15 protein-coding genes are annotated in these 15,203 nt (G+C 72.9%); 8 read left to right on the top strand and 7 right to left on the bottom strand.

Annotation, left to right across the window (positions count from 1 at the left end; genetic code table 11):
- Positions 1 to 55: 55 nt before the first annotated feature.
- Complete coding sequence (locus FRCN3DRAFT_RS0232660; protein ID WP_007507982.1) at positions 56 to 916, bottom strand: TIGR03620 family F420-dependent LLM class oxidoreductase; 861 nt, start codon at positions 914 to 916, stop codon at positions 56 to 58.
- Positions 917 to 963: 47 nt separating this feature from the next.
- Here FRCN3DRAFT_RS0232660 and FRCN3DRAFT_RS0232655 point away from each other — a divergent pair, with 47 nt between their 5' ends.
- The 3 genes from FRCN3DRAFT_RS0232655 to FRCN3DRAFT_RS0232645 all read left to right on the top strand — a co-directional run bounded on the left by FRCN3DRAFT_RS0232655 (position 964) and on the right by FRCN3DRAFT_RS0232645 (position 3,400).
- Positions 964 to 1,191: a hypothetical protein gene (locus FRCN3DRAFT_RS0232655; RefSeq protein ID WP_131803572.1), complete on the top strand. Its 228-nt coding sequence runs from the start codon at positions 964 to 966 to the stop codon at positions 1,189 to 1,191.
- A 44-nt stretch (positions 1,192 to 1,235) separates the two neighbouring features.
- Positions 1,236 to 2,387, top strand: a complete 1,152-nt coding sequence (locus tag FRCN3DRAFT_RS0232650) for a phosphotransferase (protein ID WP_007507984.1) — start codon at positions 1,236 to 1,238, stop codon at positions 2,385 to 2,387.
- A gap of 203 nt (positions 2,388 to 2,590) precedes the next feature.
- The gene (locus tag FRCN3DRAFT_RS0232645; protein ID WP_007507986.1) at positions 2,591 to 3,400 is read left to right on the top strand and encodes an enoyl-CoA hydratase/isomerase family protein; all 810 of its coding nucleotides are present in this window, start codon (positions 2,591 to 2,593) and stop codon (positions 3,398 to 3,400) included.
- 15 nt (positions 3,401 to 3,415) lie between these two features.
- Here FRCN3DRAFT_RS0232645 and FRCN3DRAFT_RS0232640 read toward each other — a convergent pair whose 3' ends face one another.
- A complete protein-coding gene (locus FRCN3DRAFT_RS0232640; protein WP_007507989.1) occupies positions 3,416 to 4,642 on the bottom strand; it encodes an acetyl-CoA C-acetyltransferase in 1,227 nt (408 codons plus the stop codon).
- A gap of 1 nt (position 4,643) precedes the next feature.
- A complete protein-coding gene (locus FRCN3DRAFT_RS0232635; protein ID WP_035925471.1) occupies positions 4,644 to 5,537 on the bottom strand; it encodes an SDR family oxidoreductase in 894 nt (297 codons plus the stop codon).
- 56 nt (positions 5,538 to 5,593) lie between these two features.
- Here FRCN3DRAFT_RS0232635 and FRCN3DRAFT_RS0232630 point away from each other — a divergent pair, with 56 nt between their 5' ends.
- Positions 5,594 to 6,889 (top strand): acyl-CoA dehydrogenase family protein, encoded by a 1,296-nt coding sequence (locus FRCN3DRAFT_RS0232630; RefSeq protein WP_007507993.1) that lies wholly within the window; start codon positions 5,594 to 5,596, stop codon positions 6,887 to 6,889.
- A gap of 38 nt (positions 6,890 to 6,927) precedes the next feature.
- Here the strand turns inward: FRCN3DRAFT_RS0232630 and FRCN3DRAFT_RS0232625 are convergent, their stop codons facing one another.
- Entirely contained in the window at positions 6,928 to 7,932 is a 1,005-nt protein-coding gene (locus FRCN3DRAFT_RS0232625; protein ID WP_007507995.1) for a phosphotransferase family protein, read from the bottom strand.
- A gap of 36 nt (positions 7,933 to 7,968) precedes the next feature.
- Here FRCN3DRAFT_RS0232625 and FRCN3DRAFT_RS0232620 point away from each other — a divergent pair, with 36 nt between their 5' ends.
- The 4 genes from FRCN3DRAFT_RS0232620 (at position 7,969) to FRCN3DRAFT_RS0232605 (ending at position 11,997) form a co-directional block, all read left to right on the top strand.
- Positions 7,969 to 8,754, top strand: a complete 786-nt coding sequence (locus FRCN3DRAFT_RS0232620; protein WP_007507997.1) for an SDR family NAD(P)-dependent oxidoreductase — start codon at positions 7,969 to 7,971, stop codon at positions 8,752 to 8,754.
- A gap of 291 nt (positions 8,755 to 9,045) precedes the next feature.
- Complete coding sequence (locus FRCN3DRAFT_RS0232615) at positions 9,046 to 9,843, top strand: enoyl-CoA hydratase/isomerase family protein (protein WP_007508000.1); 798 nt, start codon at positions 9,046 to 9,048, stop codon at positions 9,841 to 9,843.
- Positions 9,840 to 11,498 carry a class I adenylate-forming enzyme family protein gene (locus FRCN3DRAFT_RS0232610; protein WP_007508002.1) on the top strand — a complete coding sequence of 553 codons (1,659 nt, stop codon included), beginning with the start codon at positions 9,840 to 9,842 and terminating at the stop codon, positions 11,496 to 11,498. Before FRCN3DRAFT_RS0232615 ends, FRCN3DRAFT_RS0232610 begins: the two co-directional genes overlap by 4 nt.
- A gap of 70 nt (positions 11,499 to 11,568) precedes the next feature.
- Positions 11,569 to 11,997 (top strand): nuclear transport factor 2 family protein, encoded by a 429-nt coding sequence (locus FRCN3DRAFT_RS0232605; protein WP_007508004.1) that lies wholly within the window; start codon positions 11,569 to 11,571, stop codon positions 11,995 to 11,997.
- Positions 11,998 to 12,081: 84 nt separating this feature from the next.
- Here FRCN3DRAFT_RS0232605 and FRCN3DRAFT_RS0232600 read toward each other — a convergent pair whose 3' ends face one another.
- The 3 genes from FRCN3DRAFT_RS0232600 to FRCN3DRAFT_RS0232590 form a co-directional block, all read right to left on the bottom strand.
- Entirely contained in the window at positions 12,082 to 13,692 is a 1,611-nt protein-coding gene (locus FRCN3DRAFT_RS0232600) for an AMP-binding protein (RefSeq protein WP_007508006.1), read from the bottom strand.
- Between the two features lie 97 nt (positions 13,693 to 13,789).
- The gene (locus FRCN3DRAFT_RS0232595) at positions 13,790 to 14,560 is read right to left on the bottom strand and encodes an SDR family NAD(P)-dependent oxidoreductase (protein WP_007508008.1); all 771 of its coding nucleotides are present in this window, start codon (positions 14,558 to 14,560) and stop codon (positions 13,790 to 13,792) included.
- Positions 14,557 to 15,162: a hypothetical protein gene (locus FRCN3DRAFT_RS0232590; protein WP_007508010.1), complete on the bottom strand. Its 606-nt coding sequence runs from the start codon at positions 15,160 to 15,162 to the stop codon at positions 14,557 to 14,559. The genes FRCN3DRAFT_RS0232595 and FRCN3DRAFT_RS0232590 overlap by 4 nt, the downstream gene beginning before the upstream one ends.
- Positions 15,163 to 15,203: the final 41 nt, after the last annotated feature.

The raw sequence follows: 15,203 nt of genomic DNA, 5'->3' as shown, positions 1-15,203 counted from the left end.
GCGCGGATCTCCCGGTGGAGTCCTCACGGCCCGCCCCGCCGCCCGCCCGGCAGGCCTACCGCAGAGCCGTGGCGATTCGGCGCCACTGCGCCCGGGGGAAGGCCTTCTGGTCGGCGGTGAGGACCTGAAGGGTGACGTGGTCGGCGCCGGCGGCGCGGTGCTCGTCGACCCTGCGCATGATCGCCTCCTCGTCCCCCCAGGCGATCATGGCGTCGAAGACGCGGTCGCTGACCGAGGTCACCTCGTCGGCGGAGAAACCGAGCCGCAGCAGGCTGTTGGCGTAGTTCGGCAGGCTCAGGTAGCCCCGCAGCCACGCGCCGCCGATCGCGTGCGCCTCGTCGGCGTCGGCGCACAGGATGACGGTCTGCTCGGGCAGCACGAGCGCCTGGGAGCCCAGGGCCTCCCGGACGCGGCTGGTGTGTTCGGGAGTGACGAGGTAGGGGTGCGCGCCGCGGGCCCGGCTTCCCGCGAGAGCGACCATCTTCGGGCCCAGCGCGGCCAGGACCCGCTGGTCGACGGGCACCGGCGGGTCCTCGGCGTCGAGGCCGTCTAGGAACTCGCTCATCGCCGTCAACGGCCGCTGGTAGCGCCCGGGCTCCGCCATGTCCACCGCGATCGCGTGGCTCACCCCGATGCCCAGGAGGAAGCGGTCGCCGTGCACGGCGGACAGCGAGGCGTGCGCCTTCGCGGCGTCGGCCGGGGCGTGGTTCCACAGGCTCAGGACGCCGGTCGCCACGACTGTCCGTTGGGTGGCGGCCAGCAGGCGGTCGACGGCCGCGAACAGCGCCCCGCCCATGTCCGGGATCCAGAGTGCGGTGAAGCCCAGCTCCTCCAGCTCGGCGGCCGCCTCGCTGGCCTCGCCCGGATCGCCGTAGTGCAGTTCCTGGCTCCACACCCCGACACCCGACAGCTCCATGCCGCTCCTCCGCACTGTTCCGCCGCCGGCCGGCAGCACTCCTTGGCATGAAACGTGCACCGTGGGCGGTCGAAACGCCAGTGTTGTCTGGAATCTCCGTTCGCGGGGCCGCGCTCGGCCGGACGACGGTCGGCCTGGGGATGGATCGCGTTCGCAATCTCGACATTGACCTCGAAGTTGTGATCGGGCTATGGTCCGCGCGTGCCGCCGCCGGCCGCGACCGCGCCGAAGCGACCGATCCGGCAATTGTGGAGCCAATCGCCAGCCTGTGGTGACGTGATGGAGCCGCGGTACGGGGTGAGGGGTGAGGGGCGGACGCATGACGAAGGACGCAACGGGCCTGGTGCCCGACCAGGCCGCGCGGGCCGAGGCGGGGGAGCCGCGAGGCGCGGACGGACCGAACCGGGTCGTCGACGATCCGGCTGAGATCACCCCGGCGTGGCTGACGGACGTGCTGCGCTCGGGCGGCGCCGACGTCGAGGTCACCGGTCTGCGCTTCGAGCCGGTCGGCACCGGGCAGACCGCGGTCAGCTACCGCTTCCACCTCGACCTCGCGCCGGGCCAGGCCGGGCGCGGGCCGGCGAGCGTGGTCGTGAAGATGGCTTGCGGTGCCCCGGAGGTCCGCCGGCGGCTGAAGGTGGCCTACCGCAACGAGGTCGGCTTCTACCGGACCTTCGCGGGACGCGCGCGGGTCGAGGTGCCGCGATGCTGGAGCGCCGGGCTCAGCGACGACGAGCACCGTTTCACCCTGGTGCTGGAGGACGCCCACCCGGCGCGGGCCGGCAGCCAGGTCGACGGCTGCACGGCCGCGCAGGCGGTGCTGGCCGTCCGCAACCTCGCCGGGCTGCACGCGCCGTTCTGGAACGACGACACCCTCGCCGAGGGCGCCGACTGGCTGTCCCGGCTCGACGAGGCCGGCATGAGCTTCCTCGGCAAGGTCGCCACCAGCGCCGCCGCCGAGTTCACCGACCGGTACCGGGCCGACCTCGACCCGCGGGACGTCGACACCCTGCTGCGCGCGGCCGAGCTCGTCGCCGGCTGGGGGAGACACACGACGGGTCGCTTCTCGCTGTTACACGGCGACTACCGGCTCGACAACCTTTTGTTCTCCGGCGACGCGCAGGTGCGGGCGGTCGACTGGCAGACCGTCGAGGTCGCCTTCCCCGGCCGAGACCTCGCCTACTTCCTGTCCACCGCCCTGCCGCCCGCCGAGCGGCGCGTCCACGAACGGGCGCTCGTCGCCGCCTACCACCAGCGGCTCGTCGAGTACGGCGTCCCGGACTACCCCGTCGACCTCTGTTTCGAGGACTACCGGCGCGGGCTGCTGCAGGGGCCGCTGATCACGATGATCGGCGCCATCTACGCGAGCGCCGAGCGCACCACGGGCGCCGACCGGATGTTCCTGTCCATGGCCGCCAACGCCTGCGCGGCGATCCGCGACCTGGAGGCCCTCGAACTGCTGTCGGCCTAGCCGGCCACGACCGTCGGACGCGGGGGCAGCCATGCCCCCCACCCGTCCCGACCGGACCTGGCCCGGCGCTCGCTGGCCCGGCCCGGCCGGGACGCGGTGACTTCCGGGCCGCCGCGGACGGCGCTACAGTGCTCCACCGCGGACGGTGTGTCTTCGCCGGCGAGTGGTTCCGCCAGCGGTGATCGAGGATGGTGGCGTCGCGGGTGTCCAGGTCTGGGGAGTCGACCTCGCGGGACGGGGCGCCGACGCTGCTGGTCGACCGGTCCGAGGGCGTGGCCGTGCTGCGGCTCAATCGTCCCCACCGGCTCAACGCCCTCGACGCGTCGCTGGTGGCCGCGCTGCGCGCGACCTGCGCGGCGATCGCCGACGACGGCGACGTCCGGGTGGTCGTGCTGACCGGGGCCGGCCGGGGATTCTGCTCGGGCATCGACGTCCGCGACTTCGGCGGCGACGTCCCGGACGCGGCGGCGCCCGCGATCGAGCGCATGCGGTTCCAGGAGATGATGGCGGCGCTCCCGCAGGTCGTGCGGGACCTGCCGCAGCCGGTCGTCGCCGCGGTCAACGGGCCGGCGTTCGGGGGTGGGCTCGCCCTCTGCCTCGCCGCCGACGTGCGGATCTGCGCCGCGTCCGCGACATTCGGCAACGCCGCGATCCGGCTCGGGCTGTCCGGGGCGGAGATGGGGATGAGCTACCACCTGCCGCGCGTCGTCGGCACCAGCATCGCCGCCGACTGGATGCTCACCGGGCGGACGGTCGCGGCCGACGAGGCCCTGCGCAGTGGACTGGTGAGCGCTGTCCACCTCGACGGCGATCTGTGGGAGCAGGCCATGCGGACCGCCGGGCTGATCGCGTCGCACGCGCCGCTCGCCACGCGGATGACGAAACGCGCCCTCGCGCAGAACACCGACGCGCCCAGCCTCGCGGCCGCGATCGAGCTGGAGAACCGCAACCAGGTGATCACCCATGCCACCGACGAGGCGGCCGCGGCGCGCGCGGCGTGGAGCGGGCGCTGACGGCGTCGGGCCACGTCAGATCCGCTCGATGATGGTGGCGGTGCCCATGCCGCCACCGGTGCACATGGTGACCAGGCCCGCCGTCAGGTCCTGGCGCTCCAGCTCGTCGAGAACGGTGCCGAGCAGCATCGCGCCGGTCGCGCCGATCGGGTGGCCGAGCGCGATGGCGCCGCCGTTCACGTTCACCCGGTCCGGGTCGAGGCCGAGGTCGTCGATCGTCGTGAGCGCGACCGCGGCGAACGCCTCGTTGATCTCCCAGAGGTCGATGTCGCCGGCCGCCATCCCGGCCTTGGCCAGGCAACGCCGCGCGGCGGGCGCGGGCGCTGTGAGCATGATGACCGGCTCGGACCCGACCGCCGCGGTGGCGCGGACCCGGGCGCGCGGGGTGACCCCGTTGGCCCGCACCCACGCGTCGGACGCCACGACCACGGCGGCGGCGCCATCGACGACCCCGGAGGAGTTGCCGGCGTGGTGGACGTGCTCGACGTGGCCGGCTCGCGGGTAGCGCGTCAGGGCGAGCTCGTCGTAGGTGCGCGCCTCGCCGTCCGGCCGGGTCGCGCCGGCCGCCGCGAACGCCGGCCGCAGCCGGGCGAGCCCCTCGAGCGTCGTCCCGGGGCGGGGGTGCTCGTCGCGGTCCAGCAGCACCTTGCCGTCTGGGTCGGTGACCGGGATGATCCCGCGGTCGAACCGGCCCTCGGCGACCGCGCGCGCGGCGCGGTCCTGGCTGGTGACGGCGAAGGCGTCGACGTCCGCGCGGCCCAGGCCGGCGAGGGTGGCGATGAGGTCGGCCGAGATGCCCTGCGGCACGGTGGGGAACAGCGCGCGCAGCGCCGGGTTCTGGCCGTCGATGGTGGCCGAGCCGGCGGCGAGGCCCCAGCGCGACATCGACTCCACCCCGCCGGCGACGACGAGGTCCTGCGCCCCGCTCGCGACCCCGGTCGCGGCGATGGTGACGGCCTGCTGCCCGGAGCCGCAGAAGCGGTTCAGCGTCATGCCGGGCACCGTCTCCGGCCAGCCCGCGAGCAGCGTCGAGAGCCGTCCGATGCAGTCGCCGTGGTCGCCGGCGAAGATGCCGTTGCCGGCGACGACGTCCTCGACCTCGGCCGGGTCGAAGCCGACCCGGCCGGCCAGCGCGCGCAGGCACTGCGCCAGCAACTCCTGCGGGTGTATGTCGTGCAGCGCGCCGTCGGGCCGCCCCTTGCCGCGCGGGGTCCGGACCGCGTCGACGATCCAGGCGTCCATGTCAGCTGACCTCGTGGAACAGCGTGCGGGGGCGGGCGTCGGCGAGCAGCCGTCGCACCGCCTCGCCGGCCTCACCTGGAGACTCGACGGGGTTGGTGCTGGGGCCGCGGTGCCAGCCCTCGGCGACCGCCAGCACGATGCCGGACGCCTCGATCACCTGGCCGGTCACGTCGCGGGAGTCGGCGGAGGCCAGCCAGGCGATGACGGGGGCGACCGCGGCGGGGGAGAAGGTCGAGCGGATCTCGTCGGTGATCTCCAGATTGGCGGTGAGCCGGGTGAGGGCGCCCGGGGCGATGGCGTTGACGGTCACGCCGTACCGGCCCAGTTCCTGGGCGGCGATCTGGGTGAAGGCGGCGATCCCGGCCTTGGCCGAGCCGTAGTTGGTCTGACCCACGTTGGCGTACAGACCGGAGACGGAGGTCGTGTTGATGATGCGGGCGTCGTTGGTCTCGCCGGCCTTCGCGCGCTCCCGCCAGTAGGCGGCGGCGTGCCGGCTCGGGGCGAACGTGCCCTTGAGGTGGACGCGGATCACCGCGTCCCACTCGTCCTCGGACATCGAGAACAGCATCCGGTCGCGCAGGATGCCGGCGTTGTTGACCAGGACGTCGAGGCCGCCGAACGTGTCGACCGCCTGCCCGACGAGCCGCGCTGCGCCGTCCCAGCTGCTGATGTCGTCGGTGTTGGCGACGGCGGAGCCGCCCTTGGCGGTGATCTCGTCGACGACCTCGGTCGCCGGGCCGCTGCTGCCGCCGGTCCCGTCCCGGCTGCCACCGACGTCGTTGACGACGACGTTCGCGCCGTGCTGGGCCAGTAAGAGCGCGTACTCCCGGCCTAATCCGCGTCCCGCGCCGGTGACGATGCAGGTCCTGCCCGCGCACATGTCGGCTTCACTCATGGTAGACAGCCAATATCGATGTCGATGTTGGTGCAAGCGAAGGGGTTGGGGCGGACGTGGCATGGGACTTCGCGACCGATCCGGACTACGCCGAGCTTCTGACCTGGGCCGACGCGTTCGTGCGCGAGGAGTGCGAGCCGCTGGACCTGGTGGTCCGGGAGTCACATGACCTCCATGACCCGGTCCGGCAGGCGCTCATTCCGCCGCTGCAGGCGATCGTCAAGGAGAAGGGGTTATGGGCGACCCATCTCGGCGCCGAGCTCGGCGGGCCGGGCTTCGGGCAGGTGAAGCTCGCCCTGCTCAACGAGATCCTCGGCCGGTCGGTCTGCGCGCCGATCGTCTTCGGCTCGCAGGCCCCCGACTCCGGTAACAGCGAGATCCTCGCCCGCTTCGGCACGCCGGAGCTCAAGAAGCGCTACCTCGAGCCGTTGCTCGACAACCGCATCGTGTCGTCGTTCTCGATGACCGAGCCGCAGGGCGGCGCCGACCCGAAGATCTTCACGACCACCGCGACGCTCGACGGCGACGAGTGGGTCATCAACGGCGAGAAGTGGTTCACCTCGTTCGCCGCCCTCGCGTCGTTCCTGATCGTGATGACGGTGACCGACCCGGACGCGCCGCCGTACCAGCGGCAGTCGATGTTCGTCGTCCCGGCCGGGACACCCGGCGTGAACATCCTGCGCAACGTGGGGATGGGCTACGAGCCGGTCGGCCAGGGCAGCGAGGGCTACGTCCGGTACGAGAACGTCCGCGTCCCGGCCGACCACATGCTCGGCCCGCGCGGCGGTGCGTTCATGGTCGCCCAGACCCGGCTCGGCGGCGGCCGCATCCACCACGCGATGCGCACGGTCGGGCTGGTCCGGCGGATCTTCGACATGATCTGCGAGCGGGCGGTCTCCCGCTTCACCCAGGGCGAGGTGCTGGGAGACAAGCAGCTCGTGCGGCAGATGGTCGCCGACTCGTGGATGGAGATCGAGGCGTTCCGCCTGCTGACCCTGCAGACCGCGTGGAAGATCGACAAGTTCCAGGACTACAAGGCCGTCCGCGCGGACATCTCCGCGGTCAAGGCGATGATGCAGAAGGTGCTGCACGACGTCAGCTCGCGGGCGCTGCAGCTGCACGGCTCGCTCGGCACGACCCACGAGATGCCCTTCGTGCACTACCTCGTCGAGTCGTTCGTGCTCGGGCTCGCCGACGGGCCGACCGAGGTCCACAAGGTCACCCTCGCCCGCGAGCTGCTGAAGGGGTACTCGCCCGCGGAGGGCCTGTTCCCGTCGGGCCACCTGGTGCGCCTGCGCGCCGAGGCCGAGGCGAAGTTCGCCGACCGCCTCGCCGGAATCCCACGGACCTGATGCGCGCCCGTGCCCGGGACAGGCCCCGGTTACGACCGTCAGCCCAGCAGATCGGCGGCCCGCGTGAGCAGCCCGGGCAGCGCGCCGGCCAGCTCCTCGGCCATCGGGTCCGGCGCCGGCCGGCGCCGGGAGTGCTTCACGATCAGCGACCAGGTGGCGGCCGACTTGAAGCAGGCGAACGCCTGGAACCAGTCCAGCGCCGGGACGTCGCGGCCCAGGCGCTCGGCGTAGGTCGCCGCGAGGTCGGCCGGCGCGGGGAGCGCTTCGGCGTAGCGGGTCCGCCGGCCGTAGGTGGCCGGGTCGGCGTTGATGAGGAACCACCCGAGGTCCACCCGGGGGTCGCCGACCGACCAGATCTCCCAGTCGATGACGGCGGTGACGGTGGGGCCCGAGGCCAGCAGGTTGCCGAGGCGGAAGTCGCCGTGGACGACGGCCGGCGCGATCGCGGCCGGCTCGGTGGCGAGCAGCGCCTCCGCGACCCGCTCCCAGCCGGGCACGAGTGTCGGGTCGACGGTTCCCAGTGCGCGTGTCCAGCGACGCACCTCGTCCGCGAGGCCGACCTGGGGCTCGTCGGCCAGCCCCAGCGCGGCGGGGCTCAGCCGGTGCAGCGCGGCGAGGGTACGAGCGGCATCGAGCATCCGGTCGGCGACGACGGCCGGGTCGCCGCCGTCGTCGGGGTCGCCGCCGCCGTCGCCGTCGCGGTCGAACAGCGGCTCGAAGGAGGCGCCCGGCACGAACGACATCACGAAGACCGGCGGCACCTCGGGCGGGTCGCCGGGGTCCTCCCACAGGACCGTGGGCACCGGCACCTCGGTCGCCGCCAGCCGGCGCAGCATCGACGCCTGGCGCAGCACATCACGGTTGCGCACCGGTTCCAGGCCCGGTGGCGCTGCTTTTACGACGACGGGACGAGAAATGCCGTCGACGGTGGCCGTTCCGACGTACGACAGGCTGGACGCGCCGCCGGACAGGCGACGCAGGCCGGTGAGTCCGATGACCGCGAGCCGCGACTCGAGCGTGCCCAGGTCGATTTCTATCGTCATCACTCCCCGTCGTCGGGTTGATATTCGGGAGACAACATGTCAGGGCTGTGCGAGGGCAAGGTAGCGCTGGTCACCGGGGCGAGTCGAGGACTGGGAAAGGCGATCGCGCAGCGGTTCGCCGCCGAGGGCGCCACCGTGGTCATCACGGCGCGGACCATGGAGCCGGACGACAAGTACGTGGGTTCGTTACGGGAGACGGCGCAGGAGATCAGGGCCGCGGGCGGATCGGCCGTCGAGATCCAGTGTGACCTTTCCCAGAACGCCGACCGCGAGCGTTTCTTCGCCGCGGCCGTCGAGGCGGCCGGCCCGCCCGACATCCTGGTGAACAACGCCGCCGTGACCTTCTTACGCACCCTGGACGGATTTCCCGAACGGCGTGCCCGGCTGATGTTCGAGATGCATGTGCTCGCCCCGATGCACCTGATCCAGCTCGCCGTCCCGGGCATGCGGGCCCGTGGCGGCGGCTGGATCCTGAACCTCACCTCGATCGCCGGGCAGCGGCCGGTCGGGCCGCCGTTCTCGGAGTTCGACCGGACCGCCGGATTCGGCGTCTACGGCACCGTCAAGGCCGCGCTCGACCGGCTGACCGCCGCCTTCGCCGCCGAGCTGTACACCGACCGGATCGCGGTGAACGCGGCCGCGCCGTTCCAGCCGGTGTCCACGCCGGGCGCCGGCACGCTCGACCTGGCGAAGGAGGACACCGAGGAGATCGACCTGATCACCGAGACCGCGCTCATCCTCTGCACCGCCGACCCCGCGACGACGACCGGCCAGGTCGTCTACACGCAGCCCTTCCTCCAGGACCTCGGCCGCCTGGTCTGACGCCCGACCACTCCTCTCGCGCGTCCTGTCAGACGCCAGCGTCACGAGACGGTGCTGGTCGTGGCGCTGGCGTCTGACAGGATTCCCCGTCACGTCGGACAGGACGAGCGGATGGTCGCAAATCTCGACATTGGTGTCGAGTTCGATATTCTGGGGAGGACGGAGCCGGCGTCAGGCCGGCCCGATGATGATCGGGACGTGCGGCGAGCCGCACCTCGGCGGCGGGAATGACGACGCCGGAGCGCCCGACGCCAGCGGGCCACCTACCAGCGGGAACACCTAGGGAGTGACATGGTCGACGGTCCGAGCACGCAGGGTCCCCTGATCGTCGAGGCGCGCGGGGCCGTGCGGGTCGTGACGCTGAACCGGCCCGACGCGCTCAACGCCGCCGACGAGACGCTGCACCCGGCGCTGGCCCAGGTGTGGCCGGAGCTGGACGCGGACCCGAAGGTCCGCGCGATCGTCCTGACCGGGGCGGGCGCGGCGTTCTCGGCGGGCGGCGACCTCGGCCTCCTGGACAGGATGGTCAAGGACGTCGAGCTGCGCGCCCACATCATGGCGGAGGCGGCGGACATCGTCCGCGGGATGACGTCCGTGCGGGTGCCGATCGTCGCCGCGGTCAACGGTCCGGCGGTCGGTCTCGGCTGCAGCCTCGCCGCCATGAGCGACCTGGTGGTCATCGAGGAGCACGCGTACTTCGCCGACCCGCACGTGGCGCTCGGCCTGGTCGCCGCCGACGGTGGGGCCCTGACCTGGCCGTTGCTGACCAGCCTGCTGCGCGCCAAGGAGTTCATCCTGCTCGGTGACCGGCTGCCGGCGGCCGACGCGCTGCGCCTCGGGCTGGCCAACCGGGTGGTCCCGACGGGGACGTCGGTCACCACCGCCGTGGAGCTGGCGACCCGGCTGGCCGCGCTGCCCCCGCAGGCGGTGATCGAGACCAAGGCGATCCTCAACGGCGCGCTGCACCACGCGATGACGTCCTCGCTGTCGGCGGCGCTCGACCGGGAGACGGCGTCGTTCGACGAGCCGGCGTTCCAGCGCAACCTCGCGGCGATGCTGAGCCGGGCGGCCGGCCGGCCGAGCCGGTGAGCGCCCTGGCCGGGCTTGGGCGTGCCCCGGCCGACCGCGCCGCGCGCTACCGGGCGGCCGGGCTGTGGGACAACCGCCTGCTCGCCGACGGCGTCGAGGTGGGCGCGGACCGCCGTCCCGACGTCGTGGCGGTCGTGGACGACGAGCGCGGGCTCTCCTATGCCCAGCTGGCGACGGCCGTGGCGGCGGGCGTGACCGCCCTGGCCGCGCGGGGCGTCCGGGCGGGCGACGGCGTCGTGCTCGTCAGCGGCAACACCCGTCATGGAGTGATCGCCTACCATGCGCTGCTGCGCGCCGGCGCGACGACGGTCCTGCTGGACCGCCGGTGCGGGGTCGCCGACCTGCGTGCCGCCCTCGACGCGCTCTGCGCGCGACCTCGGGTGATCGTGCCGGCGGCCGAGGCCGAGCGGCTCGCCGAGCCGCTGACCGAGGCGGTCGAGGTGGTGTCGCTGGAGCTGTTCGACGACGTGAGCGGGCCTCCAGCCGAGCCTTCCGGTTCGGCCGAACCTTCTGGCTCGGCAGGCTCGGCAGGCTCGGTCGGCTCGCGGCCGCTGTCGCCATGGGCGCCGACCTGGGCGGAGCCCGACCGCGACCGGGCCGCGGTGGTGCTGTTCACGTCGGGCACCACCAGCCGGCCCAAGGGCGTCGTCCACTCGCTCAACACGCTCACCGCCGGCGCCGACAACATGGCACGGACCACGTCCGCGGACGAGCGCACGGTGGTCTTCCTCGTCAGCCCGCTGACCAGCATCACCGGCCTGTCGCAGGTCCACCTCGCGGCGGACCGGCACGCCACGCTGGCGCTGGAAGACCGGTTCTCACCGGAGCGGACGCTGCGCCAGATGAACGCCGTTGGCGCGACCCTGCTGGGCGGCGCGCCGGTCATCGCCGAGCGCCTGCTGCGGGCCGCCGTGGCCGCCGGCCCGGACGGCGCCGGGATCGGCCTGCGGACGCTGGCGCTGGGCGGCGCGATGCTGCCGCGCCCTCTGCTCGAGCTGGCGACGGACACCTTCGGGATCGAGATTGCCCGCGTCTACGGCTCCTCCGAGGCGCCGACCTTCTCCGGAAGCCTGCCAGGGGACGACCGCGAGCGGCGGCTGTCCGACGACGGGGCCCTGCTGCCGGGCAGCGAGGTGCGCGTCGGCTCCAGCCACCACCCGCGCGAGGGCCTGCTGCGCGGTCCCAACCTGTTCCTCGGCTACCTGGACGCGGCGGACGACGAGGCCGCGTTCGAGGACGGCTGGTTCCGTACCGGTGACCAGCTCGAGCTGCACGACGGCCGGCTGACGGTCGTCGGCCGGCTCAGGGAGGTCGTCAACCGCAACGGCCTCAAGATCTCGCTGACCGAGATCGATGCGGCGCTGGCCGACCTGCCCGGAGCCGTCGAGGCCGCCTGCTTCGGCATGCCCGACCCGTCGACCGGCGAGCGGCTCGCGGTCGCGGTCTGGCCGGCCGACGGCATCGCGGTCACTCTCGACGCCGTCGTGGCCCATCTCGTCGCCCAGGGGGTCGCGACGCGCAAGCTGCCCGAGCAGGTCGTCCGCTGGGATGCGCCGCTGCCCCGGACCGCCTCGGGCAAGCTCGTCCGATCCCGGCTGGTGATGGACACACCCGGAAAGGACAGCGACCTGGCCGCCCGGCTGGCCGACGGTTGACCCGCTGGAGAAGCCCAAGAGACCGACCCGCCCCCGACCCCGGCGCCGCACTTCGCCCGGAGGAGTTCTGATGCTTCCCTCGCCCGCGGACCAGGTGGCCATCGGCGGCCTGCTGGCCCGCTACTGCCTGACGCTCGACCTGGACGACGTGGAGGGCTGGGTCGGTCTGTTCACCCCGGACGCCAGCTATCTGGTCTACGGGCGTTCCTTCGATGGGCGTGACGCGCTGCGGGCGATGATGCGCGCGGCTCCCGGTGGACTGCACCTCGGCGGCCCGCCGGTCATCGACATGGTCGGTCCGGACGAGGCCCGTACGACCCGCAACCTGCTCTTCGTCGACCGCGCCGACGGGGTCGCGCGGCATGCCGTCTACAGCGACGAGCTCGTCCGGACCCCGGACGGCTGGCGGATCAGCCGCTGCCGGTGCCAGTTCATCACGCCGGACGGCCTGTCCGACCGGCCCGCGCGCCCGAGGAAGCCGGCCCCGGAAGGTTCGTGACGGTCGGCGGCTTGGTGGACGATCCGGCCGGGCCCGACCTGGGCCGCGGATCGACCGCTGCCCGCCGGACCGGTCGGCGCGGGATCAGCCGACCCGGCGGGCCGCGCCCGACCAGTAGCGCTGGCGCAGGGTCAACTTGTCCGGCTTGCCGACGGCGGTGAGCGGGAGGGTGTCGGCGAACTCGACGCTCTTGGGGGCGTAGTGGGAGCCCTTGCGCTCCTTGACCAGCGCGGCTAGCTCCGCCGCCAGCTCGTCGGCCGACACCGCCGTGCCGGCGCGGAGCACCACGACGGCCTTGACGGCCTCGCCCCATTTCTCGTCGGGCACGCCGATGACGGCGGCCGCGGCCACCGCGGGGTGCGTCGAGAGCACGTCCTCGATCTCGCGGGGGAAGACGTTGAAGCCGCCACTGACGATCATGTCCTTCTTGCGGTCCACGATCGTGTGGAAGCCGCGCTCGTCCTCGCGGGCGATGTCGCCGGTGTGCAGCCAGCCGCCGGCGAGGGCCTCGGCGGTCTGCTCCGGCTTGTTCCAGTAGCCCTTCATGACCAGCGGCCCGCGTACGCAGATCTCCCCGGGCTCGCCGCGCGGCACCTCGTGCCCCTGGTCGTCGAGCAGCGCGACCTTCAGCCACGGCACCGGCCGGCCGCAGGAGGCCAGCCGGGACAGGTCGTCCGGGTCGTGTTCCTCCTTGCGCAGCACGAACACCGTCTGGGGTGCCTCCGTCTGCCCGTAGAACTGGAAGAAGACCGGCCCGATCCGCGTGATCGCCTCTCTCAGCCGGGTGGGCGACATCGCCGAGGCCCCGTAGAAGACCGTCTGGAGGCTGGAGAGGTCGGTCTGGTCGAGCCGTGGATGGTCGAGGATCGCGTAGATCATCGCCGGGACGAGGAAGACCGACGTGATGCGGTGGCGTTCGATGGCGTCGAGGACCGCGCCGGCGTCGAACCTGGGAAGCACGACCACCGAACCGCCCTGGAGCAGGACCGGGACGATGAAGGGCGCGCCCGCGTGGCTCAGCGGTGTGCAGACCAGGTGGCGCAGATCGGTCGGCCACTGCCATTCGGTGAGCAGGATCTGGGTCATCGCGGCGCTGCCGCGGTAGGTGGCCATCACGCCCTTGGGCTGCCCGGTCGTCCCGCCGGTGTAGGCCACCGCGGAGATCCCCTCGGCGTCGAGGCGGGGCGCGACCAGCGGCAGCGGGTCGTGGCCTTCCGCGAGCGCGTTCAGGTCCTCGCCGACGTCGCACGGCCCGAACGACAGCAGCCGCTTCAGGGCTGGCACCCGCTCCTGGAGCCGGGCGGCCCGCTCGGCGAAGGCTGGGTCGAACACCAGCGTCTCGATCTGGGCGTCCTCGAGGACGTACGCGTGGTCGTCGAGCGAGCCCAACGGGTGCAGCGAGGTGTTGCGGGCGCCCGCGACCATGTAGGCGCCCATCGCGTACAGCACCTCGGGGCGGTTCGTGGAGAGCATGGCGACGCCGCTGCCGGGCCGCACCCCCTTCGCCACGTAGACCTGCGCGTACTGGCTGATCCGCGCGCTGAGCTGGGCGCCGGTCAGGACGCTTTCCCCGAGATGGATCGCGGGCCGGTCGGGATGGCGGCGCAGCGCGGCGATCAGCAGGTCGGGAAGGAACGCGCCGCGGTACAGGTCCTGGTACAGGTCCGCCGCCTCGTCCGGCGATGCGCCGCTCATGGGGATGCCTCCTGCTGCTGCTGATCCTGGGGACGGCCGCCGGGCGCGCACAAGAAGATCATTTTGCACACCCTTTGGCTCTCGGCGTCTCGCGTGGTCACTTGGCGGGGAACCGCTGCGCGGCGTCGAGCCGGATGTTCTCCCCGTTGAGATAGGGGTTGCGGACGATCGCCTCGACCAACAGGGCGAACTCGATGGGGCGACCCATGCGGGGCGGGAAGACGATGCTGGCGACCAGCTTGTCCTTCAACTGCTGGGAGGCGCTGAGCATGAGATCGGTGCCGATGGTGCCCGGCGCGATGCCGCACACCCGGATGCCCAGTGGAGCCAGGTCGCGGGCGAGGGGCAGCGTCATCCCCAGGATGGCGGCCTTCGCCGACGCGTACGCGACCTGGCCGGCCTGTCCTTCCAGCCCCGCCAGTGACCCGGTGTTCACCACGACGCCGCGCTGACCGTCCTCGTCCGGTGTGTTCGCCCCCATCGCGGCGGCGGCCAGCCGGGTCACGTTGAACGTGCCGAACGCGTTCTTCGCCATCGTGTCGACGAACGTCGCCATGTCGTGCGGTTCCCCGTCGCGGCCGACGGTGCGCGCCGGGCGGGTGCCGCCGCCGGCCACGTTGACCACGACCGACAGGGTGCCGAGTGACCGGGCGGCGTCGATCGCGGCCTGGACGTCGGCGTCGGCGGTGACGTCGCCGACGACCGCCGCCGTCGCGGGCCCGAGCTCCGCCGCGAGGTTCCTCGCGCGCTCGCCGTCCCGGTCGAAGACCGCGACACCGATGCCGAGCTCGACGAGGTGGCGGACGGTGGCCGCACCGAGGCCGCCGGCGCCGCCCGTCACGATCGCCGACGCGTCCGTGAGATTCATGAGCCGCCTTCCGTGGTGAGGCCCGCCGTCAGGCCGGCGCCCCCGCCGTCGATGAGCCTGAGGCAGTGATCCGGGTCTGGCCGCGAGCCGTTCGTCAGGACCGTCCGCTCGCTCGCGTCGGCGGCCAGGTACAGGACCTCGGACGTCATGAGGTCGCCCACGAGACGAATGAAGAACGCGAGTGGGATCGTCGTGAGGCACAGGTCGGCCGGGCCGAGGCCCTGCCAGCCCTGCCGCTGGGCCAGCGGGGCGGTCAGCAGCGTGCGCAGCACGCCCTGGCCCGCGATGGCGTCGCCCTCGACGACCAGGTCGTCGAGGCGCAGCCAGGTCATCGCCGCGCCCTTCGCGCGGCCCTGGCGGTGGACCGTCTCCACGAGGGCCGCCCGGTCGGTCCTCGTGGCGCTTCCGCCCGCGTGCGTCACGAGGGCGAACGCCGGATCCAGCGTCGCCCCCACGCGCTCGGAGTCACCGATCAGCTCGCCGGCGAGGCGCTCCCGGAGCAGTCGAAGGCCGCGATGCCCTGGTGTGTCGACGAGTCGTTGGTCGATGAGGCGGAACGCCTGCAGGACGTCGTCCTCGTCCGGTCCCGTGTCGGTCGTCATGCGTGGTCTCCACCTGCTCCGGTGCGACGTCAGGCCCGCGG

The sequence above is a fragment of the Pseudofrankia saprophytica genome (assembly GCF_000235425.2).
Taxonomy (GTDB): Bacteria; Actinomycetota; Actinomycetes; order Frankiales; family Frankiaceae; genus Pseudofrankia; species Pseudofrankia saprophytica.
Note: the sequence above shows the minus strand (reverse complement) of the source record. Positions and strands in the feature narration are given on the sequence as shown.

What these genes read in the sequence shown, in the direction of transcription:
- FRCN3DRAFT_RS0232660 (WP_007507982.1), bottom strand. Translation starts at nt 916, where the DNA reads ATGGAGCTGTCGGGTGTCGGGGTGTGGAGCCAGGAACTGCACTACGGC.
- FRCN3DRAFT_RS0232655 (WP_131803572.1), top strand. Translation starts at nt 964, where the DNA reads ATGAAACGTGCACCGTGGGCGGTCGAAACGCCAGTGTTGTCTGGAATC.
- FRCN3DRAFT_RS0232650 (WP_007507984.1), top strand. Translation starts at nt 1,236, where the DNA reads ATGACGAAGGACGCAACGGGCCTGGTGCCCGACCAGGCCGCGCGGGCC.
- FRCN3DRAFT_RS0232640 (WP_007507989.1), bottom strand. Translation starts at nt 4,642, where the DNA reads ATGGACGCCTGGATCGTCGACGCGGTCCGGACCCCGCGCGGCAAGGGG.
- FRCN3DRAFT_RS0232635 (WP_035925471.1), bottom strand. Translation starts at nt 5,537, where the DNA reads ATGAGTGAAGCCGACATGTGCGCGGGCAGGACCTGCATCGTCACCGGC.
- FRCN3DRAFT_RS0232625 (WP_007507995.1), bottom strand. Translation starts at nt 7,932, where the DNA reads ATGACGATAGAAATCGACCTGGGCACGCTCGAGTCGCGGCTCGCGGTC.
- FRCN3DRAFT_RS0232620 (WP_007507997.1), top strand. Translation starts at nt 7,969, where the DNA reads ATGTCAGGGCTGTGCGAGGGCAAGGTAGCGCTGGTCACCGGGGCGAGT.
- FRCN3DRAFT_RS0232615 (WP_007508000.1), top strand. Translation starts at nt 9,046, where the DNA reads ATGGTCGACGGTCCGAGCACGCAGGGTCCCCTGATCGTCGAGGCGCGC.
- FRCN3DRAFT_RS0232605 (WP_007508004.1), top strand. Translation starts at nt 11,569, where the DNA reads ATGCTTCCCTCGCCCGCGGACCAGGTGGCCATCGGCGGCCTGCTGGCC.
- FRCN3DRAFT_RS0232600 (WP_007508006.1), bottom strand. Translation starts at nt 13,692, where the DNA reads ATGAGCGGCGCATCGCCGGACGAGGCGGCGGACCTGTACCAGGACCTG.
- FRCN3DRAFT_RS0232595 (WP_007508008.1), bottom strand. Translation starts at nt 14,560, where the DNA reads ATGAATCTCACGGACGCGTCGGCGATCGTGACGGGCGGCGCCGGCGGC.
- FRCN3DRAFT_RS0232590 (WP_007508010.1), bottom strand. Translation starts at nt 15,162, where the DNA reads ATGACGACCGACACGGGACCGGACGAGGACGACGTCCTGCAGGCGTTC.